We start from the raw sequence: 24,099 nt of genomic DNA on the forward strand, positions 1-24,099 counted from the left end.
ACTGGAATGATTTGGTCGCTCATCAAGGTTTTGCTGTTTGTCGCCGCGATTGCGGGCCTCACCTATGGGGCGGGGGTGCTGATGGATACCGGCGGCGGTATTCGCATCGACATGCTCGGGATGGAATATACGTTGAAGCCGTTGGCAGCCGCCATTACGCTGCTTTTGTTGCTGGCGGGGCTGTGGCTGCTGCTGAAACTGGTGGGGCTGCTGGTTGCGGTGCTACGGTTTCTGAATGGCGATGAAACCGCGATTTCGCGCTACTTCGACCGCAACCGTGAACGCAAGGGCTATCAGGCGCTGACGGATGGGTTGATGGCGCTGGCCTCGGGTGAGGGGCGCGTTGCGCTGTCGCGGGCCACCAAGGCCGACAAGCTGCTGGACCGGCCAGAGCTGACAACGCTGCTGATCGCGCAAGCCGCCGAGATGTCGGGCGATACAAAACGCGCGTCCGAGGCGTATAAGCTGCTGCTGGACGACAACAAATCCCGCTTTGTGGGTGTGCGTGGCCTGATGCGCCAAAAGATGGCCGAGGGCGATACGGCGACCGCGTTGAAACTGGCCGAAAAAGCCTTTGCGCTAAAGCCCAAGCATGGCGAGATTTAAGAAACCTTGCTGGGCCTGCAAACCGGGCAGGGCGATTGGAAGGGTGCGCGGGTCACGCTGGGTGCCAAGCTTAAATCTGGCGCCTTGCCAAAGGATGTGTTCCGCCGCCGTGATGCCGTTCTTGCCCTGCAAGAAGCCAGCGGTGTGATCGACGAATTTGCCAGCATCGAGGCGCGTGAGGCCGCGATAGAGGCAAACCGCCTGTCACCCGATCTGATCCCGGCTGCGGTTCTGGCCGCCCGCAGCTATATTTCCAGAGGCGATGCGCGCAATGCGACCAAAGTGCTTAGAAAGGCGTGGTCTGTGCAGCCGCACCCCGATCTTGCCGCCGCCTTTGCGGAAATTGCGCCGAATGAAAGCGTAACCGACCGGTTGAAACGCTTTCGCGTGCTGACAAAGCTCAGCCCTGATCATATCGAAACCCGCTTGCTTTTGGCCGAGCTGAACATCACGGCTGAGGAATTTCCGGCAGCCCGCCGCGCCTTGGGTGATCTGGCAACCAGCCACCCGAATGCCCGCACCCTGGCCATAATGGCGGCAGTGGAGCGTGGGGAGGGCGCCGATGACGCTGTGATCCGTGGCTGGCTTGCCCGCGCGCTGACGGCCCCGCGTGGGCCGCAATGGTGCTGCGACAAATGTCAGGCGATCCATTCGCAATGGGTGCCCATCTGTGAAAACTGCGCTGGCTTTGACACCTTGTCATGGCGCGAGCCCGCCGATGCCTCTGGCCCCAGCGCAACCGGCAGCGAACTCTTGCCGCTTATCATTGGCAAACCTGAACAGCCTGTAATCACAAGGGATGATGGCGCGGATGATGGCGCGGAAGATGCCGAGATCGTCTTGGACGACCAAGGCGACAAAGCCGAAAAATAGCGACGCCGCCCCTTGCTTTTTCGCGGTTCAGGCCTGCTGTCTTACGGTCAGGGCTGCGGCAAGGGGCTGATTGACCCAGACTTTAAAACGCTTTAACGCGGGCTGCGTTTGGCCAGGATGCGCTGCAAGGTGCGGCGGTGCATGTTCAGGCGGCGCGCGGTTTCCGACACGTTACGATCACACATTTCATACACGCGTTGAATGTGTTCCCAGCGCACCCGATCCGCCGACATCGGGTTTTCGGGTGGTTCAGGCAGGGTATCGCCGCGCGACAATAGCGCATTTGTTACCTCATTCGCATCGGCTGGCTTGGACAAGTAGTCGGTTGCGCCGATTTTTACCGCCGCTACGGCCGTAGCAATGGCCCCGTAGCCGGTTAAAACCACAATCCGGCTGTCGGGCCGCCGTTCGCGCAGCACCTCTACCACATCCAGGCCATTGCCATCCTCCAGCCGCAGGTCAACCACCGCATAGGCTGGCGGGCGCGCTTGGGCGATGGCCTTGCCCATGGCCACGGTTTCGGCGGTTTCAACCAGAAAACCGCGCTTTTCCATGGCCCGTGCAAGACGTTTCAAAAACGGCTCATCATCATCGACCAAAAGCAGCGAGCGATCTGTCCCAATTTCTGCACTTAGATCTTCGGACATCTCAATCCCTTCATTTTCATTTGCGCTCAGTCGACCAGTCTTGGGCCAAGAATTAGCTTGCGTTGATAAAGCAGGCAACGGTTTGGGCCATTTCATCCGGGGTGGCCTCGCGTTTGAAGAAATCCATAAAGCCAACTTCGGGCATCATCAAATAGGTAAAGGTCGAGTGATCGACCAGATAGTATTCGTCACCCGAGTCCTGCTTTTTGAAATAGGTTTTATACGCCTTTGACGCGGCCTTTACCTGATCTTCGCTGCCGGTCAGCCCGATCATCTTGGGGTGCATGACAGAAGTGAATTCGGCCATTACCTCGGGCGTATCCCGCGCGGGGTCGATGGAAATGAAGACTGGGGTCACGTCGAGGCCCATTTCTTCCAAAATATCCACGGCCTCGGCGTTGCGGGCGCTATCGAGGGGGCAGACGTCGGGGCAGAATGTATAGCCGAAATAGACCAGCGTTGGTTTCGTGATCACGTCCTTGTCGGTGACGGTTTCACCCTTTTGGTTGACCAGCGTGAAAGGCCCGCCAATCGAGCCACCCGCAACCTGGCCACCACGGCACTGGTCAAACTTGTCACCGCCTTGATTGCTATAGACCCAATAGGCGGACCCGCCCAAAACTGCGGCCACTACAGCAACGGCAACCCCGGCATAAATCTTGATCATCTGCGTACCCTATACTCGCAATCTGTTCCTGTGGCTGGCTTTCATGGTTTACATTGAAACCCCGGCTGCCGCCTCTTATCACTGGAGATAGTCTTTTTCTGCTTGCGGGGCAATGCAATGATAAAACCGGAGCTAAAACGGGGCGGAGGCCTTGTTTTCCGCTCTGCCGGGCAGAACAGGCTGCGATTGCGCACCCTGATCGTCTTGCGTTGGATGGCAATTGCGGGGCAGCTTGCGGCGATTTCGGTGGCGCAATTCTACTTTGGGCTACGATTGCCCTTGGGGCTTTGCTATCTTGTGGTCGGTGCCTCGGTGATAGCCAACCTTGTGTCTGCGTTTGTTTTTCCGAAAAATCGGCGGCTGTCGGACGTTGAGGCGATGTTGGTTCTGCTGTTCGATCTGGCGCAATTATCGTTCCTGCTATATCTGACGGGGGGCTTGTCGAACCCGTTCGCGTTGCTGATCATTGCGCCGGTGATCATTTCGGCCTCGGCGCTGCAATCGCGCACAACTGTTGTTTTGGGCTTGATGGCGATCTGGTTGATCAGCCTGACAATGATGTTCAATATACCGCTGCATTTTGCCGATGGGACGATTTTGTCGGGGCCACGGCTGTTGGAATTTGGATTCTGGCTGTCGATTGTGATCGGTATTCTGTTTCTGGGTCTATATTCGTACCGGGTTGCCTCAGAAATCCAGTCGATGTCAGAGGCATTGCTGGCGACGCAGATGGCACTGGCGCGGGAACAAAAGCTGACCGATCTGGGCGGCGTGGTAGCGGCGGCGGCGCATGAACTGGGGACCCCGCTGGCAACCATCAAGCTGGTCAGCGCCGAGCTGATCGAAGAGCTTTCCGCCAGCCCCGAACTGCGCGATGACGCCCAGTTGATCAAGGATCAGGCAGACCGTTGCCGCGATATCTTGCGCTCTATGGGCCGGGCCGGCAAAATGGATCTGCACCTGATGCGGGCGCCGGTGGGGGCGGTACTGCGCGATGCGGCTGAACCGCATGTCGGGCGCGGGAAAACCGTATTGTTCGATCTGCGACCGCTTTCGGACGGGCAGCCGCAACAGCCGACCATTCAGCGCAAACCCGAAATAATTCATGGGTTGCGCAACCTTATTCAGAATGCTGTGGACTTTGCCAAAGCCTCGGTCTGGGTTGATGCCGAATGGGGGGCCGAGGCGTTGACAATCCGGGTGGTTGATGACGGAGAGGGCTATTCAAACGACATCCTTGGCCGGATCGGTGACCCGTTTGTCAAACGCCGCAACGCAACCAAGAAACAAGATGTGCGGCCGGGGTATGAAGGTATGGGCTTGGGCCTGTTCATTGCCAAAACCCTGCTGGAACGGTCGGGCGCTGATGTGTCATTTGCCAATGGCTCTGACCCGTTCTTGACTACGGCAGAGCGCCCGGCCCGCTGCGGTGCCATTGTCGAGGTGGTTTGGCCCTTGGCAGAAATTATTGCGAAAGATCAAGGTGTTTTGGGTGAAAACACCCCGATTGAGGCCTGAGTCGCGCCGCCAATGCGCAGCTTGGCGGTTTGCGGTGACGGCTTGCAGGCCTGGCACCAAGGGCAAAACGGTTTCACATTGCTGAAATCTTGAAAAATGCAGCATTTTTTCATTTATTAACGTCCCATTAAGGGTATCTGCTTCAGGTTGTGTCCTGTGGTGAAAACTAATCTTGAGGGTAGCTTGTGGTATTCGATTATTCGCTTGCATTCGGTTTGGTTGTAACCGGCGTTTTTTCGGCCTTTCTGGGGCTTTTATTCCTGACATTGCTACAGCGAAAGTCGCAGCGTGAACCCGACAGCGTGTTTCTGGAGGCAAATGGAAATGCAGAATATCTGTTTGATGATAAAGTATTGATAGATATAACGCCAGTTGGACGAAACCTGCTTCCAAAGGCCTGTCAGACCAAGGCAACGGCATGGCCAGGGCTGATCAGCTATCTTGAACACCGCTTTCCCGGTGTTGCGGCGCGGCTGGAAACCCTGGCGCAGCACGGTGCGCTTACCATGGGCAGTGCCGATGATGCCGACAGTGCGCCTTTGTTGTTGCGCGCGGAAATGCGCGGCGGGTTGACTCGAATCAGTGTGTTGGATGTTGATGCGGCGGCGACAAAGACTGTACTTGATCCGTTGACGCGCCGCGCCATAAAGGATGAGCTGGAGCAGCTTCGCCGTGTGTCGTCCAATGCCCCGCTGCCGATCTGGCGTGAAACGGATGCGGGTGATGTGGTTTGGGCAAATGCCACCTATCTTGCCCTTGCCTCGGCCCGGCTGGTGGATGACGAAGATCTGACATGGCCGCTGCCCAAGCTGTTTACGCATGCTGCAGCCGCCGATACCATGCAGGGTGAGCGGAAAAAGCTTGTGGGCCCAGACACTGAAAAGCCGCAGTGGTTTGACCTGTTTGAATTCAGGGATGCCAAAGAGCGTCAATTTTATGCGCTGCCCGCCGATAGTACCGTCAAAGCCGAAGAGGGGCTGCGTGCCTTCATGCAAACCCTGACGAAAACCTTTGCCCATCTTTCCACCGGGCTGGCAATTTTTGACCAGGATCGCAAGCTGGCCTTGTTCAACCCCGCCTTGATTGATCTGACGGGATTACCGCCTGATTTTTTGACCAAGCGGCCAACCTTGCCGGGTTTCTTTGATGCTTTGCGGGCTGGGCTGATGATTCCGGAACCGCGCGATTACAAAAGCTGGCGCAACCAGATCACCGATATTGAAGAAGCTGCCGCATCGGGACTCTATGAAGAAACCTGGAGCCTTTCCAGCGGCCAGACATATCGTGTGACCGGCAGGCCGCATCCCAACGGTGCGCTTGCCCTTTCATTCGAGGATATTTCAAATGAGATGACCCAGACGCGCCGCTATCGGGCGGATCTGGAACTGGGGCAGGCGGTGATTGATGCGGTTGATGCGGCTATTGCCGTGTTTTCTGCGACGGGTATTCTGGTGATGTCAAATGCCGCCTACAGCCAGCTTTGGGGCCATGATCCAGCAGGCACATTGGGGGCAGATGGCGCGATTGCAAAGGTTTGCAATCATTGGCGCAGCGCCACCGCACCCTCAACATTGTGGGATAGGGTCGAGGATTTCTCGGCGGCGATGAACCCGCGTGACGCATGGCAAGATGAGGCGCGACTATCGGATGGGCGACGTATAACGTGCCAGTTTACCCCTTTGGCGGGCGGGGCAACGATGGCAACGTTCCGGGTTGAGGCCGAAAATCAGGATGGGGTTTCGGTTCGATTCTCTCCTGGCTGCAAAATGGCCGGATAGGGCGTCTTGACCCTTGCGCCGGGCGGCGCAGCGCGTAAAACTGCCGGAATGCCAGCACCTCAATCTGCCCATTGCTTTTTACCCGATGACGCTGCGACGACAGCGCTGGCTGAACTTCTGGCCCTGCATCTGCGGCCCGGTGATACGCTACTGCTGAGCGGTGGCATCGGCGCCGGAAAAACCCATTTGGCCCGCGCGTTTATTCAGGCAAAGCTGGGCCGGGCCGAGGATGTGCCATCGCCGACATTTACCCTTGTGCAGACCTATGAGGCGGCGGATTGTGAGATTTGGCACGCCGATCTTTACCGCTTGTCGCACCCGGATGAAGTGTTGGAACTGGGGTTGGACTCGGCCTTCCAAACCGCCATTTGCTTGATTGAATGGCCCGACAGGTTGGGGGATTTGGCGCCACCCTTTGCATTGCGACTTGCACTGTCGATAAGCGAAGACGGGCGAGACGCCGTTTTTACCGGTGGCCGGGCCGGGTTGCTGGACCAGTTGCAAGCCGCATTGGCCCAAAATGGATAGCCGAAGCAACGCCGCAACAGTATTTCTGGCTGATGCCGGTTGGGGTGCGGCAGACCGGGTATTCTTGGCTGGCGACGCCTCAGACCGGCGCTATGAACGGGTGCGTCTTGCGAATAAAACGGCCGTTTTGATGGATGCGCCACCGGGCAAGGGCGATGACCCGGCGGATTTCATCGCCATTGGCGCACATCTGAATGCGCTTGGGCTTTCGGCGCCGCAGATATTGGCAAAGGATCTGGCGCAAGGTTTTTTGCTGATTGAGGACCTGGGCGATTTTCTGTTTGCCCGATTGGTTGCGGAGGAACCGCAGAGGGAGGCCGAGCTTTACGCCGCCGCAACCGATGTGCTGCTGCATCTTCAATCGCAGCCCCCACCCCAGATGCTTGGCGATCTGCGCGCCGAAGGTTGGGCACAAGCGGCGGGCTTTGCGTTGGAATGGTATCGTCGGGCGATTGCCGGCGATGCTGGCGATGTGAAAGGCTTTACCGAAATCCTCACGCGGTTGATCAAGGTGCATGCCGATGGCCCCAGAGTGTTTATTTTGCGCGATTACCACGCAGAAAATCTGCTTTGGTTGCCCGATAGGACTGGCATTGCACGGGTAGGGTTGCTGGATTTTCAACTGGGGCAACTGGGGCAACCCGCCTATGATCTGGTGTCTTTGTTGCAAGATGCGCGGCGCGATGTTTCACAGGCAACCGAGGCCGCGATGATTGCCCGGTTTCGTGGCGAAGATGCGCCGAACGAAGCCTTTTCCGCCAGTTACGCCACGATTGGCGCGCAGCGTGCGTTGCGCATTCTGGGCATTTTCACCCGGCTTTGTCTGGTGGCAGGCAAGGGCCAGTATCTTGCACTGATCCCCCGGGTCTGGGCACAATTGCAGCGCAATCTGGCGCACCCGGCCCTTGCTGATCTGGCCGAATTCTGTGCGTTTTACTTGCCAGCCCCCACGCCTGAAGCCTTGGAGAGGATACGCGCACAATGCGGAACAAACCTGACGCGGTGATGCTGTTCGCCGCGGGCTTTGGCACACGCATGGCCGCCTTGACGGCGGATCGGCCAAAGCCCCTGATTGCCGTTGCAGGCAAGACCCTGTTGGACCATGCGCTGGATCAGATTGCGCGGGCCGGGGTGGCGCAAACGGTGGTGAACCTGCATTACAAGGGCGAACAGATTGCGGCGCACATACAGGGCCGCCCGAATATCGCCCTGTCATGGGAGCAAGAGCAGATTCTGGAAACCGGGGGCGGGCTGCGGGCAGCCTTGCCCGCACTTGGTTCCGGGCCGGTTTTCACGCTGAATTCTGATGCGGTCTGGACCGGGCCAAACCCGCTGATCACCTTGCGTGACCAATGGGATGCAACCCGTATGGATGCGCTTTTGCTGCTGGCGCCACCGTCACAGATCAAGGGGTTTCGTGGGATGGGTGACTTTTTGCTTGGCGCGGATGGCCGGATTACCCGCGCCAATGGCGCGCCGGGCCTGGCCTATCTGGGGGCGCAGATAGTGCTGCCCGATGGGATTGAAACGATCAAGGAACAGGTGTTCTCATTGAACATTCTATGGGATCGGATCATTGCCAAGGGCCGCGCTTTTGGTGTGCAGCATGCGGGTGGATGGTGCGACGTTGGCCGACCCGAGGGGATAGCCGAGGCCGAGACGTTGCTGGAGGCAAATAATGTTTTGTGACACTGGCGCCGCTATATCTGGCCCACATATCTTTGCCCTGCCCCCCGGCGCGGATTTTCCGGCGCAATTGGTTGCCGGGTTGAAGCGGCGACTGGTCGGGCAGCCGCCCGAGGCGATGGCGCGGGTGGTGCTTTATGTGAACACAACGCGGATGCGGCGGCGGATTATAGAGTTGTTTGTCGCGCAGGGGGCCAGCTTTTTACCGCGTATCCGGCTGGTTACCGATCTGGAAAGCAGCCTGCCCGGCACAGGTATTGCGCCCGCAACCTCGCCCTTGCGGCAACGGCTGATTCTGGCGCAGTTGATCGAAGGCCTGTTGCAGCAGCAGCCCGATCTGGCACCGCGATCGGCGCTGTATGATTTGGCCGACAGTCTTGCAACCTTGCTGGATGAGATGCAGGGCGAAGGGGTTTCACCCGATACGATAGCCACGCTGGATGTTGCCAATCATTCCGCCCATTGGGCGCGAACGCGCGCATTTATGACGATTGTGTCACAGCTTTTGGCCACAATGGGCCAACCTGACAGCCAAACCCGACAGCGCAAGCTGGTAGAGGCGATTGCGGCGCGCTGGCAAGAAACCCCGCCCGGCAATCCGGTGATTGTTGCGGGCTCTACCGGGTCGCGCGGTACGACGGCGCTGTTTATGCAGGCGGTGGCAAAGCTGCCGCAGGGTGCGATTGTCTTGCCGGGGTTTGACTTTGATTTGCCGGCGTCGGTGTGGGAGGGGCTTGGCGATGCGTTGACCGCCGAGGACCATCCGCAATATCGCTTTTTCAAGCTGATGCAGATGTTTGGCCTTGGGCCCATGGATATTCAGCCGTGGGAAGATGCGCCTGCGCCCAGTCCTGCGCGCAACAGGCTGATTTCGCTGTCGCTGCGGCCGGCGCCCGTGACCGACCAATGGTTGACCGAAGGCAAAGCTTTGACCGATCTTGCCCGGGCCTGCGCCGATATGACCTTGATTGAGGCGCCGACCCCGCGGGCCGAAGCTGTGGCAATAGCCCTGATCTTGCGCGAGGCGGCCGAGAATGGGGTGACAGCGGCACTGATCTCGCCCGACCGGGGGCTGACGCGGCAGGTGACATCGGCGCTGGATCGCTGGGGCATTTTGCCTGATGACAGTGCGGGGCGGCCCTTGGCGCTTTCGGCACCGGGGCGGTTTTTGCGGCATGTGCTGGACCTGTTTGAAAACCGGATGACAGCGGAAACCCTGTTGATTTTGCTGAAACATCCGCTGACGGCCAGCGGCAATGGGGCTGGTGGCAAGGATGAGCCGGGGCTGAAATCGGGGCGAGCATCTGCTGTTTACCCGCAATCTTGAACTAAAGCTGCGCCGTCATGGCCCGGCCTTTCCGACCGGGTCGGATTTGACAGTCTGGGCCGGGGCCGAGAAAGACCCCAAAGCCCTGATCTGGGCGCAGTGGTTGTCGGCGGTGCTGGCTGGCTTGCCCACGCCGGGTGCCATGCCCTTGGCCGATCATGTCGCCAGGCATCGTGCCCTGGCCGAGGCTTTGGCGCTTGGGCCTGCGGCCAGCGCGCAGACCAGCGAGTTGTGGGAAAAGGCGGCGGGTGAGGCGGCGCTGGCCACCATGACCGAGCTGGAGGCCGAGGCTGCGCATGGCGGTACGATGACCCCTGCCGACTACCGGCATTTGTTTGAGGCATTGCTGAATCGGGGCGAGGTGCGTGAGCCGTTGCAATCGCACCCAAGGATCATGATCTGGGGCACGATCGAGGCCCGCGTTCAGGGGGCGGAATTGGTTATTCTGGGCGGGTTGAATGATGGCATCTGGCCACAATCGCCCCCGCCTGACCCGTGGATGAACCGCGCGATGCGGCTGGAGGCGGGCTTGCTGCTGCCCGAGCGCCGCATTGGCCTGTCGGCGCATGACTATCAGCAGGCGCTGGGCGCGCCGCGGGTGGTTATCAGTCGTGCGGTGCGCAATGCCGATGCGGAAACGGTTGCCTCGCGCTGGGTGAACAGGTTGACCAATCTTTTAAGCGGCTTGCCCGATCAGGGCGGGCAGGCGGCCTTGGCTGATATGCGGTTGCGGGGCCGGGAGTGGCTGACGTTGGCTGCAGCGGCAGAGCGGCCGGATCGGGATGTGAAAACCGCAGGCCGCCCAGCGCCGCGCCCCCCCCGTGGCGGTGCGCCCTGCCAAATTGGCGGTGACCGGGATCAAGACGCTGCTGCGCGACCCCTATGCGATCTATGCCCGCCATATTTTGCGCCTGTTCAAGCTGAACCCTTTGCGCCCTTCGCCCGATGCGCTGCTGCGCGGATCGGTTTTGCACAAGGTTCTGGAAACCTTTACCCGCAATCGACCCGAGGCCGAGACGCGAGAGGCGGCGCGCCTGCGGCTGATTTCCGTGGCGGAAACGGTTTTGGCCGAGGAGGTGCCATGGCCCGCCGCCCGTGTCTTGTGGCTGTCGCGGATGCAGCGCGCGGCGGATTTCTTTTTGGCGGTTGAGGCCAGCCTAGGGGGTACGCCCGTGGTGATTGAGGAACAAGGCGCTGTGCCGTTGGCTGGCTTGCCCTTTACCCTGACCGCGAAACCCGACCGGATTGATCTGCTGCCCGATGGCCGGGTGCATATTTTCGACTATAAAACCGGCAGCCCGCCCAGCAAGAAACAGCAAGAGTTTTACGATAAACAGTTGCTTTTGGAAGCGGCGATGGCAACGCGGGGGGCGTTCAAGCCGCTGGATGGGCCGCGTGATGTGGCCGGGATAACCTATATCGGGCTCGGCTCCACCCCCAAGCAAGATACCAGCACCCCGGATGAGGCGGCCTTGGGGCAGGTGTGGGAGGAGTTGCATGCATTGATCGCGGACTATCTGTCGCCGGACCGCGGCTATGTTTCACGCCGCGCCATGCATGAGGAACGCTTTCCCGGCGATTACGACCAGCTTGCCCGCTATGGCGAATGGGAAATGGCCGATGATCCAAAGCCCGAGGATATAACATGATCCGCAACGCAGCGTCTGAGCGGCAGGTGCAATCGGCCAATCCGCAGGCCTCTACCTGGCTGTCGGCCAATGCCGGATCGGGCAAGACGCGGGTCTTGACGGACCGGGTGGCGCGGATGTTGCTGTCGGGCGTCGATCCGGGGCGGATTTTATGCCTGACCTATACCAAGGCGGCGGCATCCGAAATGCAGAACCGCTTGTTCGCGCGCTTGGGCGAATGGGCGATGAAAGAGGATGCGGCGCTGCGGCAGGCGCTTGCCGATCTGGGCGTTGACGATGCGATTGATGCCGCACGGCTGGCGCGGGCGCGGCAGTTGTTTGCCCGCGCGATCGAAACCCCCGGCGGCTTGCGGATACAAACCATCCACTCGTTTTGCGCGTCTTTGCTGCGGCGCTTTCCACTAGAGGCAAAAGTATCGCCGCAGTTTACGGAAATGGATGACCGCGCGGCAGCCTTGCTGCGCGATGAGATTATTGACGAACTGGCCGATCTTGCTGCGCCCGATGTGATTGCCGCGCTGGCCGGGGCTTATACGGGCGAGGATTTTGGCGCTTTGGCGGGCGAGGTTGTGCGGCGGCGCAATGACTTTACGCGGTTTTTGTCCGAGGCAGAGTGCCGCGCCTTGTTTGATGTTCCCGATAACCAGACTGAGGCAGCCGTTCTGGCCGAGGTTTTCCTTGGCGGTGAGGCAGAATGGCTGAGCGAGGCGATTGAGATCATCGCGACAGGCTCGGTCAATGATGTGAAGGCGGCAGATAAGCTGCGGGGGCTGGAATTGGCCAGCCCTGACCTGCGGCTTTTGGCGGGGTTAGAGGGGGTTTTGCTGACCGGAGCAGGTGCAAAAGCCCCGTTTTCCGCCAAGATAGGGAGTTTTCCGACCAAAGGCACCCAAACCAAACTGGGGCAGTTGCTGGACCGGCTGGAAGACCTGATGCGCCGGGTTGAGGCGGCACGGGGCGCGCGGATTGCGCTGTATGCCGCCAAACGTACCGCCATTCTGCACCGCTTTGCCGCAGCGTTTTTGCCGGAATACAAGGCGCGAAAGGAGGCGCGGGGCTGGCTCGATTTCGACGATCTGATCACCTATGCCAAGGCCTTGCTGACCGACCCGCAAGTTGCGCAATGGGTTTTGTTCCGGCTGGATGGCGGCATTGACCATATTTTGGTGGATGAGGCGCAAGATACCAGCCCTGACCAATGGCGGGTGATAGAGCTGTTGGCGGATGAGTTCACCTCGGGGCGAGGCGCGCGCGAGGAGGCGCGGACGATTTTCGTTGTGGGTGACAAAAAGCAGTCGATCTACAGCTTTCAAGGCGCGGATGTCGAGGCGTTTGACCAAAAGCGCGACTTGTTCAAGGGCAAGCTGGGCCAGGTGCAAACCCCGCTGCAAGAACTGTTGCTGGAACATTCGTTCCGGTCGTCAAACACGGTGTTGCGGCTGGTTGATCTGACCTTTGATGAACGCCGCGAAAAGGGCTTGGGCGGCGAGGTAAAGCACATCGCCTTCTTTCCCGATATGCCGGGGCGGGTGGATTTGTGGCCGGTGATCGAGAAATCGGAAAACCCGAAGCCGGAAAACTGGTATGATCCGGTTGATCTGTTCACCGAGGAACATCACGCGGCCAAGCTGGGGCAAAAGGTGGCCGAGGCCATTCGCGACACGATTGCCAAAGGTACCCAAATCCCGATCAAGGGCGGTGCGGAAAGCCGCGCGGTGCATGCGGGGGATTTTCTGATCCTTGTGCGCCGACGGTCCGAGATTTTCGGCGCGATCATTCAGGCCTGCAAGGCGGCGGGCTTGCCGATTGCAGGGGCAGACAGGCTGAAGCTGGGGGCGGAACTTGCGGTGCGCGATTTGGCGGCGCTGCTGGCGTTTCTGGCCACGCCCGAGGATGATCTGTCGCTGGCCGCCTGTCTGCGCAGCCCGCTGTTTGGCTGGTCCGAACAACAGCTTTACAGCCTTGCCCAGCCGCGCAAGGGGTTTTTGTGGCGGGCGCTGGAACTGGACCCGCAGCATGCCGAAACAGTCTCTATCCTTAGGGATTTGCGCGATCAGGCGGATTTTCTGCGGCCCTATGATCTGATTGAACGGATGTTGACCCGCCATGATGGCCGCCGCAAATTGCTGGCGCGCCTGGGGGCCGAGGCAGAAGATGGCATTGACGAATTGCTGTCGCAGGCGCTGGCCTATGAGCGCAATGATGTGCCAAGCCTGACCGGGTTTTTGGGCTGGCTAGAGACGGATGACGTAGAGGTGAAACGTCAGATGGACAGCGCAGGGCAGCGCATTCGGGTGATGACGGTGCATGGATCGAAAGGGCTGGAGGCGCCGATCGTGATCTTGCCTGACACCGCACAATATAGTGCACGAGAGCGAGATGAGATTTTTCTGCTGGCGGAAGGTCCGGCCTGGAAAACGCCCAAGGCCGAGAGCCCGGAGCCGATTGCCGAGGCCCGCGCTGCCCGCAAAGCGCGCGAAGAGGCCGAGGCGATGCGCTTGCTTTATGTTGCGATGACGCGGGCGCAAAGCTGGCTGATCGTGGCAGCGGCGGGGGCGATTGGAAAAGATAAAAGCGACGACGAAGACGCGTCGAATGTGGTTTGGTATCGGCTGATCCAAGAGGCGATGGAGGCGGCGGGGGCCGCTGTGTTGCCCGGTGGCGGCCTGCGATTGGCCGAAGGTGAATGGCCGCCGGATATTGGCCCGCAAGCCGCGCTGGCGGCAGAGGGGATTGCCCTGCCGGCCTGGGTTTCGGCCCCTGCCGCGGTGGAAAGCCGCCCCGATCAGCCCGTGAACCCGTCAGGTCTGGGGGGGGCAAAGGCGCTGCCCGGCGATTTCACGGCGGATGATGACAACCGCGCCGCGATGGACCGGGGCACACGGTTGCACCTGCTGTTGGAGCATTTGCCGAATTATGCAGCGGCGGAATGGCGCGGCTTTGCGGCGGCTTTGCTGGGCGATGCAGCCGATACTGCCGAACTTCTGGCCGAGGCGCAGGCCGTTTTGACGCACCCCGATTTTGCCGATCTGTTCAGCCCGGATGCGCTGGCCGAGGCCCCGATAACCGCCGATCTGAACGGCAAGCCGTTGGTTGGCACGATTGATAGGCTGTTGGTATCAAAGACGCGGGTGCTGGCGGTGGATTTCAAATCCAATCTTCTGGTGCCAGATACGGTTGCGGCGGTGCCGGACGGATTGCTGCGCCAGATGGCCGCTTATCATACGGCGTTAAGCCAGATTTACCCTGACAAGCACGTCGAGGTGGCGCTGCTATGGACCCGCACGGCACAGCTTATGCCCATCGCCCCCGAGATAGCAGACTTGGCACTTAGTCGCGCCGCGCTCCCTTGACGTTGGTGCGGTGCGCCCTTAACTTTACTTGCAACACATTCCATTAAGGAGATATGTAATGGCCACGATTCCTGTCACTGACGCAACCTTTGACGCCGAAGTTCGCAAGTCGGATATTCCCGTTGTCGTCGATTTTTGGGCCGAATGGTGCGGGCCGTGCCGCCAGATCGGGCCAGCCCTGGAAGAGCTTTCTGTCGAATATGAAGGCAAGGTAAAGATCGTCAAGGTCAATGTGGATGAAAACCCGAACAGCCCTGCAGAACTGGGTGTGCGCGGTATTCCGGCGCTGTTCTTGTTCAAGGATGGTCAGGTTGTGTCAAACAAAGTTGGCGCTGCCCCCAAGGCGGCACTGGCAACCTGGATCGCCTCGGCAGTTTGATTTGTCAGGGATAGCGACAAAGAGCGGCCTTCGGGCCGCTCTTTTTTTATGGTATCGGGCGTGTGGTGTCGCCGGGACGCAGGGTTTGTCGGCCGTGGATTTCGGTGCAAACCGCGTCAGCCGGCGATCATTTCAGATTGCCGCACGATCACCTCGGCCTGTTTGATCGAGGCGATATCGACCAGGCGACCCTTGTAGACGGTCGCGCCTTCGCCGCGTGCCTTGGCTTCTTCCATCGCCGCCAGAATCTCTCGCGCCTCGGCTACGGCAGCTTCGGAGGGGGTGAACACCTCATTCGACAAGGCGACTTGCTTGGGGTGGATTGCCCATTTGCCAACCATCCCCAGCACGGCGGAACGGCGGGCCTGGGCGCGGAATCCTTCATCATCTGAAAAATCACCAAACGGGCCATCGACGGGCAAAACGCCATGGGTGCGGCAGGCGGCCACAATCGCCGTTTGCGCCCAATGCCATGGGTCAGACCAATGCCGCGCACCATCTTGCAGCATGTAATAGTTTTCTTGCGTGCCGCCGATACCGGTGGTCTGCATGCCCATCGAGGCCGCAAAATCGGCGGCGCCCAGGCTCATCGCCTGCAAACGTGGCGAGGCGGCGGCGATTTCCGCAACATGGGTGATGCCCGCAGCGCTTTCGATAATCACCTCAAAGGCGATCGGCTTTTTGCGGCCCTTGGCGCGCTCAATCGCGGTGACAAGCGCGTCAACCGCATAGATATCGGCGGCACAGCCAACCTTGGGGATCATGATCATATCCAGCCGGTCGCTGGCTTGCTCTAACAAATCCACAACATCGCGATACCAATAGGGGCTATCGAGGCCGTTGATGCGCACCGACAGGGTTTTATTGCCCCAATCGACGGCACCGATGGCCGCAATCACATTGGCGCGCGCGCTGTCTTTGTCTGACGGGGCGACAGAATCTTCCAGGTCAAGGTTGATGACATCCGCTGCCGACGCCGCCATCTTTTCAAAGATAGCTGGCCGAGAGCCGGGGCCAAATAATTGGCAGCGGTTGGGGCGTGCAGTGGGTGCGGGTTGGATGCGGAAGCTCATATCAGATATCCTCAACGTAATTTTATATCGCGTTTGCTGGTCGCAAGGTTAGATTGTGGCGCGCCCAAGCGCAAGACAGCCTTTGCAGTCGCAGCATTGTTTCCGGGCTTGAACGCGGGGGCGTTTTGCGCGACGTTTTGCGAGCGCGTATTTTGCGGCACCATGGATTGCGCTGCCGCCTGACAGATGTACAAAATAGCAGGCCAAGCCATGATTACCGTTACCCCGGATACCTTTCGCCTTGCGCAGGCTTTTACCATCAGCCGCGGGTCGCGAACCGAAGCGAAAGTGCTGACTGTGCGCATCACGCGGCGGGGGGTGACGGGCCTGGGGGAATGTGTGCCCTATGCCCGCTATGGCGAGAGCCTGGCCTCGGTGACGGCGCAGATTGAGGGGCTGCCTTTGGGGATCACGCGGATGTCTTTGCAAGATGCGTTGCCTCCGGGGGCGGCCCGCAATGCGGTGGATTGCGCCTTATGGGATCTGGAGGCCAAGCTGGCAGGCAAACGCGTGTGGGAGCTGGCTGGGCTGGCCCGACCGGGGCCACAAATTACGGCCTTTACGCTGTCCCTTGATACGCCTGAAAACATGCGGGCAGAGGCAGCCAAACATGCGCATCGGCCCTTGCTGAAAATCAAGCTTGGCACAGCGGATGATATGCCGCGGCTGGAGGCGGTGCGGCTGGGGGCACCGAAAGCGCGGATCATCATTGATGCAAATGAGGGCTGGACTCCCGAGATTTACGCCGCGCTGGCACCGCATTTGGTCGCAATGGGCGTGGCCTTGGTAGAGCAGCCCCTGCCAGCGGGCGCGGATGAGATTTTGGCAGAAATGGCGCGGCCCTTGCCCGTCTGTGCCGATGAGGCCGCGCATGATCGTGAAAGCCTGGCCCGTTTGCGGGGCAAATATGATGTGGTCAATATCAAGCTGGATAAGACCGGGGGGCTGACCGAGGGGTTGGCCATGAAGCGCGCGGCGCTGGCGGAAGGGTTTGATTTGATGGTGGGCTGTATGGTCGGGTCATCGCTGGCGATGGCGCCTGCCACGCTTTTGGCGCAGGGGGTGGCCTTTACCGATCTTGACGGGCCGCTGCTTTTGGCAGAAGACCGAGAGAACCCGCTGGTATTTGACGCGCAAGGCGTCCATCCGCCCAGCGCCAATTTGTGGGGATAGAGCATGTCGCGCATTGTTTACGTCAACGGCGAGTATTTGCCCGAAGCCGAGGCCACGGTATCGGTTTTTGATCGCGGCTTTCTTATGGCTGACGGGGTTTATGAGGTGACGAGTGTTCTGGGGGGCAAGCTGATTGATTTTGCTGGCCATCAGTTGCGATTGGCGCGGAGCTTGAAAGAACTGGAGATTGCAGCGCCCTGTTCGGATGACGAGCTGCTGGAAATTCACCGCGAATTGGTGGCGCGCAATGATCTGACCGATGGCATGGTTTATCTGCAGGTGACGCGGGGCAATCCGGGGGACCGTGATTTTGTGTTCCCGGACCCGGCGACGACGCGGCCGACCCTTGTGATGTTTACCCAATCCAAACCGGGGCTGGCGGATAACCCGCAGGCAAAGACGGGGATCAAGGTGATCTCTATCGAGGATATCCGTTGGGGGCGGCGGGATATCAAGACCGTTCAGCTATTATACCCGTCCATGGGTAAGATGATGGCCAAAAAGGCCGGCGCAGATGATGCCTGGTTGGTCGAGGATGGCAAGGTTACCGAAGGCACCTCGAACAATGTCTATATCGTGAAAAACGGGCGAATTATCACGCGGAACCTGTCGCATGATATTTTGCACGGGATCACGCGGGCCGCCGTGCTGAGATTCGCGAAAGAGGCGCAGATGGTGGTCGAAGAGCGGCCCTTTACGATTGAAGAAGCGCAGGGCGCAGAGGAGGCGTTCATGACGTCTGCCTCGGCTTTTGTGATGCCGGTAGTGGCGGTTGATGGGGCCAGCGTTGGCGACGGCACCCCTGGCCCCGTGGCCAAACGCCTGCGCGAGATTTATGTGGAGGAAAGCCGCAAAGCCGCGATCTGAGCCAGTAAACGGGCTGGGTTGCGGCCCAAGCCCAGGGTGGGCTTGCACGAAGAATGGTAGGCCATTTTTACCAACCATCACACCGCCTTGCCCTGAACCCCAAAGCGTTTTGCTTCAGGCGAAACGCGATAATCGAGGGCCAACCAAGGCGGGCAAAGAGGCGGGTTGCGGCATCAGGCCAAGGGTAAAAGGGCCTGTGCGTTATTGGGGCGGCAATGAACCGCCCCTGTGGCCCTGCGCAGCGATGCGAGTCAGGCTGCGGGCAAAAGGGTGGCTGCATAAGCGGTATCGCTTCCGGGCAGGATCATCACGATCTGATCACTGTTCAGATTGGCAACCGTTGCATTCGCCAACGACGCAACGACCTCCTGATTGACAAGAAGTTCGACGCTTGATCCGTCTGCCGCATCTCGCATACCAAATTCCGGCACGGTTTCCGGGGTCTCCTCCAGATAGACGCTTACACGTTCGTCGGCGGCACTGTAATCGGTGATCGTCACGGGCGCACTGCCGCTGGCCCAGACGACCCCAAAGGAATCAGTATCTTCGCCGCCCGTCAGCGTATCGCCATCATCGCCAGCGATGAAATCGCTACCCATGCCGCCATAAAGCGCGTCGGGTGCATCGTCGCCCGCATCAGAGGTGAAATCCTTGAGAAAGCGATCAATGTCTGCATTGGTCAGCGCATCCCCATGCGCACTGCTAAGCGCGGCTATGAATTCTTCGCGCATCCCGTCCGGGTCGTGGGTAAAGCTTCGGGATGTACCATCAAGAAAGTCATCGCCTGTGCCGCCATACAATTCATCCGCGCCGGTAGAGCCTATCAGCACATCCGCGCCGCTACCGCCGGTCAGCGTATCATCCCCCGCGCCACCCGAGATGAAATCGCGGCCCGGACCACCTGACAAAACGTCATTCCCCGCACCGCCAGCAAGCACGTCACCATCAGCGCCACCGATCAACTGATCATTGCCGGGACCACCATCCAGAAAATCAACGCCATCGCCGCCATCAAGCGTGTCGTGGCCCCGATTGCCAAAGATAAGGTCGTTACCCTCACCGCCGCTGATATCGCTGTTGGTATCTGCGCCGCGCAGAATGTCATTTCCGTCGGTGCCGGTGACTGTATCGGTCTCTGATTCTGGCCGGGTCTTGGCACCCTCATCATCGTCATCATTGCCGCCCCCGATGATAAGCGTACCAATAAGCGCAGGAACAAGAAGCAACAGTAACATTTCCATGAAAAATCTCGGCTGAACAGGCAGCGTAATGCGTTGAAGTTGGATGGTAATTCCTGCCAAGTTTAATGAATCGTTAGGGTTGTCAAGGATAATTGCCGGGCGTGGCGCCATTGCACGATGCCCGGCTACAATGGCGTTGTGCGCAGCTTTTTGAGGTGGTTCAGGAAACAGTATTTGAATCGGCTGGATGAGGTGATTCGTACCCCTGGGCCCGCGCCTTGAATGGCAGGCCCAGGGGGGGTGTTAGCCAAGCGTCAGGCGGACATCTCGTGTCAGGTCAAACGCTGCGGTTTCGACAGTGACGACCAAGGCGATGACATTGCCAGCATATAGCAGTTCAACCCCGGGTTCGACCTCGCGCAGTGAAAAATCTGCCGCAGGGCCGCCGCTGGCATCCGTCAGGGCAATGACGTCAACGCCCGGTACAAAATCCAGCAATGTCACAGGGCCATGCGCGGCATCCAGCCGGATTTCATCGCTGCCGTCGCCCCCAATGATGAAATCAAGATGCCCGCCCAGAATCGTATCATCGCCAAAGCCGCCAGAAATGAAATCGCCCGAGGCTTGATCCCCGCTGGAATGGCTTTCAATCACATCATCCCCAAGCCCCCCATAGAGCCAATCGCCCAGCGGGCCGCCGATAATTGTGTCGTTGCCCAAGCCACCTTCTATCGTGGCATTGCCCGCCCCGGCCACATTGGCTGATAGCAGGTCATGGCCGCCACGACCCGACATATAGACATCGCCGCCGCCCGAGATGATTGTATCATCCCCCTCGGTTCCGTCATAGCGACCGGGGGCAATTGTTTCGGCGGTCAGGGTGATCTGGGTCAGATCAACCGCGGTGGCCCCTTGCAAGATTGCGTGGGTAACGCCGTCTACCAATATTTCCGTTCCGGTGCCATCCTCGGTTGGGGCAAGGCTTAGGTTGGTCAGATCAGACATGCGGTCGATGTGGATTTCCAGCGCGTCGGTGGCCGAAAAGTCCGTGATGACCACGGGGGCGATGATGGTCTGGCCCGCCTCGGCGCCCCAGGCGTTGATATAGATAAGGTCATCACCGTCGCCGCCGGTAATCATATCGGCGGCACCCAGAACAAAACCGGCATCGCCGTAAATCAAGTCGTTTCCTGCGCCGCCATCGACGACATCGCCCATTGTGTCGATGGGGTCACCTTCGGAATTCAGGCTTTCCATGGCTGCGATGATGATGTCACGCCCGGCACCACCGTAAAGCGTGTCTGCCCCGGATTCGTCTATCATGGTGTCGTCACCACCACCGCCGCTTGACAGATCGTTGCCGCCGCCGCCTTGCAGCCAGTCTCCTTGCAAACCGCCATAAAGCGCGTCATTGCCGTTCCCGCCCAGCAATAAATCACCCCCGGCCCCGCCTATCAGGGTATCATTGCCACCTTCACCGCGAATCCAGTCGCCGCCCTTGCCACCGTTCAGCAGGTCATGGCCAAACTGGCCGTTCAGCAAGTCGTGGCCAGCGCCGCCCAAGATCGTGTCGGCGCCACCATCGCCATTCAGGCTGTCATTGCCTGCCTCACCCAGGATCAGGTCGCTGCCGCCAAGCCCGCTGATGCTATCATTGCCCGCGCCCGCCATGATCGTATCAGCGCCATCGGTGCCGGTTAAGGTGTCGTCGTCTTGGGTGCCGTAAATGGTGGTATCGGGGGCCGGGCCTGGGCCGGGGGTCGGTTCTGGCGGGGCGTCGTCATCATCGCCGGAACCATCAAGCAAAAACCCCCCAAGCAAAAGCATCGGCAATGCAAGCAGCAACAATTCCATCAGGTCACCCCATAAATGTTAAGGCCCAAGGCAAAGCATCATGCGGCAGCACGGCCATCGCTTGGGCGAACCACTATTTCCACCATTCCCACCTGTAATGAAGCATCCTGAATATGCTTTAAGTCAACCTCTTGCAAAGGCCGCGACAAAGGCCTGTGCAGCACTGTTTCCCGACTGGATGCAATGCCAGCGGGATTGGTGGGAATGTACAGGTTTTGCAGGATAAAAGGGTTAGCCGTTGCCGACGTTTTCCTTGAATGCCTTGGCAAAGGCAGCCTGCGTTTCGGCATCGGCGGGGGTTTGGTTGGCGGCGCGCCAATCCTCATACGGCATGCCATAGATCACCTCGCGGGCGGCGTCTTTGTCCATTGCGATGCCGCGTTCGTTTGCGGCTTCCTGATACCAGCGAGACAGGCAGTTGCGGCAAAACCCGGCAAGGTTCATCATGTCGATGTTTTGCACCTCGGGGCGTTTGTCCATCAGATGCTCGATCAGGCGGCGAAAGGCGGCGGCCTCCAGTTCGGTGCGGGTGGTGTCATCCATTTGGGCTTTCCTTTTCCAGATCCGTCAGCGCGGCAAGCAGCAAGGGCGCCAGGCGCTGCGCCCATCTTGTTTGGGCGGCTGCATCTACTATCAGGTCATTGCGCAGTTCTATCAAGGTGTTGTGGCGGCCCATCTGCAAGGCGTGGCGATCTATTGCATCGCCGGGCAGATGGCCCAGATAGGGTTCATTGTCACCGATGCAAAGATCGGGTTCCGCATGAAGCCGGGCCAGCAACCTGGCGCTGAGGCGGCCATCCTGCGGCGCATGCAGAATGCCGATATGCCAGGGCCGGGGCGGGCGGCCATGCAGGCAAGGGGTAAAGGAATGCACAGCGACGATAACGGTATCGGGGCGGCGGGCGGCAAGTTTTGCATAGGCGTCATGATAGGGATCGTAAAGCGTGGCCTTTCGCTGTGCGATCTGCGCCGGGGTTACATGGCGGTTGGCCGGGATCAGGGTGCCATCATACAGCTTCATCACCAAGGTCGGATCATCCGCGCCGCGGTTGGGGTCGATCACCAGACGGCTGAAATCGGACAGTATCGCAGGGGCATCCAGGGCCGCAGCCAAGGCCCGCGTGACACCGGCCGCGCCGGGATCAAAGGCGATATGGCGGCGCATATCGGCGGCAGAGATGCCAAGGCTGCCGATATCATCCGGCACGCGGTTGGTGGCGTGGTCGCAGGTGATTAAAAACCGGGACGGGCGGTCTGCGCCGATGATCTGATAGGCCTTGGTCATATTCTGTTTACCTTGTGTCTTTAAGGTTTGGCCATGTTTAGGTTAAACTTGGTCGCAAAGGAACCGCCTGATTGAAGCCCGCACCGGCCTGCCGTGATTGCGCTACCATTCCTTCGTTGCCCCAGCCCGGAAATTCCGCCATAACACGCTTGCTCACCATACCCAAAAGAGGACAGCGGCAGATATGAGACGCCTTCGCAATGTAAAAATCGTGGCCACGCTTGGCCCTGCCTCTTCGACCTATGAAACCATTCGCGCCTTGTTTGAGGCCGGGGCCGATGTGTTCCGTCTGAACATGAGCCACGGCACGCAAGATGAACAGCGCGCCCGCTATGACATCATTCGCAAGATTGAGGCGGATACCGGCCGTCCGATTTGCATTTTGGCCGATCTTCAGGGGCCAAAGCTGCGGGTCGGGGTGTTTGCCAATGACGCGGGCGAGGAATTGGTTGAAGGTGCCAGCTTTCGCATGGATCTTGACCCGGCACCGGGCGATGCGAACCGCGTAAACCTGCCACACCCCGAGATTTTTGCCGCGTTGGAGGTGGGGTCGAGCCTGCTGGTCAATGATGGCAAGATCCGGCTGAAGGTTGAAAAATGCGGCAAGGATTATGCCGATTGCAGTGTGATTGTGGGCGGTGTGATTTCGAACCGCAAAGGCGTGAACGTGCCGGATGTGGTGCTGCCGCTGGCGGCGCTGTCGGATAAAGACCGCGATGATCTGGAATTTGCCTGCCAAATGGGCGTGGATTGGCTGGCACTGTCCTTTGTGCAGCGCGCCGAAGATGTGCTGGAGGCGCGGGTTCTTGCCAAAGGGCGCGCAGCGATCCTGTCCAAGATCGAAAAGCCGGCTGCAGTAAAATCCTATGATTCGATTTTGGCGGTGTCAGATGGAATCATGGTGGCGCGGGGCGATTTGGGCGTGGAACTGCCGGTACATGCGGTGCCGCCTATCCAAAAACGCCTGGTGCGCGGGGCGCGTGCGGCGGCAAAGCCAGTGATTGTTGCAACGCAGATGCTGGAATCAATGATCACAGCACCCGTGCCGACGCGTGCGGAAGTATCGGATGTGGCGACGGCAATTTATGAGGGTGCGGATGCGGTGATGCTGTCGGCGGAATTGGCGGCTGGCCAATACCCGATAGAGGCCGTGACCACGATGAACAACGTGGCAATCAGTGTTGAAAGTGACAAGATCTACCGTGAGGTGATTGAAGCCAGCCGCAAAGCCAACAAGACCTCCGTAGCCGATGCGATCGTGTCGGCGGCGCGCGAAATTGCGGAAACCACCGATATCAAGGCGATCTGCTGCTTTACCCAATCGGGCACCACGGCCAGCCTTGTGGCGCGTGAACGCCCGCGCACGCCGATTATCGCGCTGACGCCTTTGGTGCGGACGGCGCGGCGATTGACAATGACCTGGGGCGCGCATTGCGTCATCACCGAACCACAGGGCCGCTTCAAGGGGGCCGTTCTGGCAGCGGTACGGGCGGCGCGCAGCGACGGCTTTGCTACCGAGGTCGATCAGATTGTGGTGACCGCCGGCGTGCCGTTCAACGTGCCGGGAACCACGAATATCCTGCGCGTGGCACCCTGTGATGAACGGTTGATTTATGCGTCGGAAGCTGAATAATACCTGAAATAAGTCAGGTATT

17 protein-coding genes and 2 pseudogenes are annotated in these 24,099 nt (G+C 59.5%); 12 read left to right on the forward strand and 7 right to left on the reverse strand.

The window, feature by feature from the left end:
* Positions 1-6 precede the first annotated feature (6 nt).
* Positions 7-1,479: pseudogene (locus VDP61_RS08400) on the forward strand (heme biosynthesis protein HemY).
* A gap of 92 nt (positions 1,480-1,571) precedes the next feature.
* On the opposite strand, the gene VDP61_RS08405 reads toward VDP61_RS08400, so the two are convergent.
* Positions 1,572-2,126 carry an ActR/PrrA/RegA family redox response regulator transcription factor gene (locus VDP61_RS08405; RefSeq protein ID WP_323006485.1) on the reverse strand — a complete coding sequence of 185 codons (555 nt, stop codon included), beginning with the start codon at positions 2,124-2,126 and terminating at the stop codon, positions 1,572-1,574.
* Between the two features lie 52 nt (positions 2,127-2,178).
* Positions 2,179-2,793: an SCO family protein gene (locus VDP61_RS08410; RefSeq protein WP_323006486.1), complete on the reverse strand. Its 615-nt coding sequence runs from the start codon at positions 2,791-2,793 to the stop codon at positions 2,179-2,181.
* A gap of 117 nt (positions 2,794-2,910) precedes the next feature.
* Between VDP61_RS08410 and regB the strand changes: the two genes are divergently transcribed.
* The 8 genes and pseudogenes from regB (at position 2,911) to trxA (ending at position 15,011) form a co-directional block, all read left to right on the forward strand.
* The gene (gene regB, locus VDP61_RS08415) at positions 2,911-4,311 is read left to right on the forward strand and encodes a sensor histidine kinase RegB (protein ID WP_323006487.1); all 1,401 of its coding nucleotides are present in this window, start codon (positions 2,911-2,913) and stop codon (positions 4,309-4,311) included.
* Between the two features lie 185 nt (positions 4,312-4,496).
* Positions 4,497-6,089: a PAS-domain containing protein gene (locus tag VDP61_RS08420; protein ID WP_323006488.1), complete on the forward strand. Its 1,593-nt coding sequence runs from the start codon at positions 4,497-4,499 to the stop codon at positions 6,087-6,089.
* Between the two features lie 48 nt (positions 6,090-6,137).
* Positions 6,138-6,617, forward strand: a complete 480-nt coding sequence (gene tsaE / locus VDP61_RS08425) for a tRNA (adenosine(37)-N6)-threonylcarbamoyltransferase complex ATPase subunit type 1 TsaE (protein ID WP_323006489.1) — start codon at positions 6,138-6,140, stop codon at positions 6,615-6,617.
* On the forward strand, positions 6,610-7,623 hold the full coding sequence (locus VDP61_RS08430; protein WP_323006490.1) for an aminoglycoside phosphotransferase family protein: 1,014 nt from the start codon (positions 6,610-6,612) through the stop codon (positions 7,621-7,623). The genes tsaE and VDP61_RS08430 overlap by 8 nt, the downstream gene beginning before the upstream one ends.
* A complete protein-coding gene (locus VDP61_RS08435; RefSeq protein ID WP_323006491.1) occupies positions 7,599-8,306 on the forward strand; it encodes a nucleotidyltransferase family protein in 708 nt (235 codons plus the stop codon). Before VDP61_RS08430 ends, VDP61_RS08435 begins: the two co-directional genes overlap by 25 nt.
* Positions 8,296-11,279: pseudogene (gene addB, locus VDP61_RS08440) on the forward strand (double-strand break repair protein AddB). The gene VDP61_RS08435 and the pseudogene addB overlap by 11 nt, the downstream one beginning before the upstream one ends.
* Positions 11,276-14,632 (forward strand): double-strand break repair helicase AddA, encoded by a 3,357-nt coding sequence (gene addA, locus VDP61_RS08445; protein WP_323006492.1) that lies wholly within the window; start codon positions 11,276-11,278, stop codon positions 14,630-14,632. Before addB ends, addA begins: the two are co-directional and overlap by 4 nt.
* A gap of 58 nt (positions 14,633-14,690) precedes the next feature.
* Positions 14,691-15,011, forward strand: coding sequence for a thioredoxin (trxA, locus tag VDP61_RS08450; RefSeq protein WP_323006493.1), 321 nt, complete (start codon positions 14,691-14,693; stop codon positions 15,009-15,011).
* A 116-nt stretch (positions 15,012-15,127) separates the two neighbouring features.
* On the opposite strand, the gene VDP61_RS08455 is transcribed toward trxA, so the two are convergent.
* Positions 15,128-16,084 (reverse strand): L-malyl-CoA/beta-methylmalyl-CoA lyase, encoded by a 957-nt coding sequence (locus VDP61_RS08455; RefSeq protein ID WP_323006494.1) that lies wholly within the window; start codon positions 16,082-16,084, stop codon positions 15,128-15,130.
* 210 nt (positions 16,085-16,294) lie between these two features.
* Here VDP61_RS08455 and dgcA point away from each other — a divergent pair, with 210 nt between their 5' ends.
* Positions 16,295-17,257 carry an N-acetyl-D-Glu racemase DgcA gene (dgcA, locus tag VDP61_RS08460; RefSeq protein WP_323006495.1) on the forward strand — a complete coding sequence of 321 codons (963 nt, stop codon included), beginning with the start codon at positions 16,295-16,297 and terminating at the stop codon, positions 17,255-17,257.
* Positions 17,258-17,260: 3 nt separating this feature from the next.
* Positions 17,261-18,124, forward strand: a complete 864-nt coding sequence (locus VDP61_RS08465) for a D-amino-acid transaminase (RefSeq protein WP_323006496.1) — start codon at positions 17,261-17,263, stop codon at positions 18,122-18,124.
* A 251-nt stretch (positions 18,125-18,375) separates the two neighbouring features.
* On the opposite strand, the gene VDP61_RS08470 is transcribed toward VDP61_RS08465, so the two are convergent.
* The 4 genes from VDP61_RS08470 to VDP61_RS08485 all read right to left on the reverse strand — a co-directional run bounded on the left by VDP61_RS08470 (position 18,376) and on the right by VDP61_RS08485 (position 22,444).
* Positions 18,376-19,365, reverse strand: a complete 990-nt coding sequence (locus tag VDP61_RS08470; protein WP_323006497.1) for a calcium-binding protein — start codon at positions 19,363-19,365, stop codon at positions 18,376-18,378.
* Between the two features lie 243 nt (positions 19,366-19,608).
* A complete protein-coding gene (locus VDP61_RS08475) occupies positions 19,609-21,159 on the reverse strand; it encodes a calcium-binding protein (RefSeq protein ID WP_323006498.1) in 1,551 nt (516 codons plus the stop codon).
* Between the two features lie 231 nt (positions 21,160-21,390).
* Positions 21,391-21,702 (reverse strand): DUF1244 domain-containing protein, encoded by a 312-nt coding sequence (locus VDP61_RS08480; RefSeq protein ID WP_323006499.1) that lies wholly within the window; start codon positions 21,700-21,702, stop codon positions 21,391-21,393.
* Positions 21,695-22,444 (reverse strand): N-formylglutamate amidohydrolase, encoded by a 750-nt coding sequence (locus VDP61_RS08485; protein WP_323006500.1) that lies wholly within the window; start codon positions 22,442-22,444, stop codon positions 21,695-21,697. The genes VDP61_RS08480 and VDP61_RS08485 overlap by 8 nt, the downstream gene beginning before the upstream one ends.
* Before the next feature lie 184 nt (positions 22,445-22,628).
* Between VDP61_RS08485 and pyk the strand changes: the two genes are divergently transcribed.
* Positions 22,629-24,077 (forward strand): pyruvate kinase, encoded by a 1,449-nt coding sequence (gene pyk / locus VDP61_RS08490; RefSeq protein WP_323006501.1) that lies wholly within the window; start codon positions 22,629-22,631, stop codon positions 24,075-24,077.
* Positions 24,078-24,099 lie beyond the last annotated feature (22 nt).

The sequence above is a fragment of the Pseudorhodobacter sp. genome, from assembly GCF_034675685.1.
GTDB lineage: Bacteria > Pseudomonadota > Alphaproteobacteria > Rhodobacterales > Rhodobacteraceae > Pseudorhodobacter.

What these genes read in the sequence shown, in the direction of transcription:
- tsaE (WP_323006489.1), top strand. Translation starts at nt 6,138, where the DNA reads ATGCCAGCACCTCAATCTGCCCATTGCTTTTTACCCGATGACGCTGCG.
- pyk (WP_323006501.1), top strand. Translation starts at nt 22,629, where the DNA reads ATGAGACGCCTTCGCAATGTAAAAATCGTGGCCACGCTTGGCCCTGCC.
- VDP61_RS08405 (WP_323006485.1), bottom strand. Translation starts at nt 2,126, where the DNA reads ATGTCCGAAGATCTAAGTGCAGAAATTGGGACAGATCGCTCGCTGCTT.
- trxA (WP_323006493.1), top strand. Translation starts at nt 14,691, where the DNA reads ATGGCCACGATTCCTGTCACTGACGCAACCTTTGACGCCGAAGTTCGC.
- VDP61_RS08480 (WP_323006499.1), bottom strand. Translation starts at nt 21,702, where the DNA reads ATGGATGACACCACCCGCACCGAACTGGAGGCCGCCGCCTTTCGCCGC.
- VDP61_RS08430 (WP_323006490.1), top strand. Translation starts at nt 6,610, where the DNA reads ATGGATAGCCGAAGCAACGCCGCAACAGTATTTCTGGCTGATGCCGGT.
- VDP61_RS08455 (WP_323006494.1), bottom strand. Translation starts at nt 16,084, where the DNA reads ATGAGCTTCCGCATCCAACCCGCACCCACTGCACGCCCCAACCGCTGC.
- regB (WP_323006487.1), top strand. Translation starts at nt 2,911, where the DNA reads ATGATAAAACCGGAGCTAAAACGGGGCGGAGGCCTTGTTTTCCGCTCT.
- addA (WP_323006492.1), top strand. Translation starts at nt 11,276, where the DNA reads ATGATCCGCAACGCAGCGTCTGAGCGGCAGGTGCAATCGGCCAATCCG.
- VDP61_RS08470 (WP_323006497.1), bottom strand. Translation starts at nt 19,365, where the DNA reads ATGGAAATGTTACTGTTGCTTCTTGTTCCTGCGCTTATTGGTACGCTT.
- VDP61_RS08435 (WP_323006491.1), top strand. Translation starts at nt 7,599, where the DNA reads ATGCGGAACAAACCTGACGCGGTGATGCTGTTCGCCGCGGGCTTTGGC.
- VDP61_RS08410 (WP_323006486.1), bottom strand. Translation starts at nt 2,793, where the DNA reads ATGATCAAGATTTATGCCGGGGTTGCCGTTGCTGTAGTGGCCGCAGTT.
- VDP61_RS08475 (WP_323006498.1), bottom strand. Translation starts at nt 21,159, where the DNA reads ATGGAATTGTTGCTGCTTGCATTGCCGATGCTTTTGCTTGGGGGGTTT.
- dgcA (WP_323006495.1), top strand. Translation starts at nt 16,295, where the DNA reads ATGATTACCGTTACCCCGGATACCTTTCGCCTTGCGCAGGCTTTTACC.
- VDP61_RS08465 (WP_323006496.1), top strand. Translation starts at nt 17,261, where the DNA reads ATGTCGCGCATTGTTTACGTCAACGGCGAGTATTTGCCCGAAGCCGAG.
- VDP61_RS08485 (WP_323006500.1), bottom strand. Translation starts at nt 22,444, where the DNA reads ATGACCAAGGCCTATCAGATCATCGGCGCAGACCGCCCGTCCCGGTTT.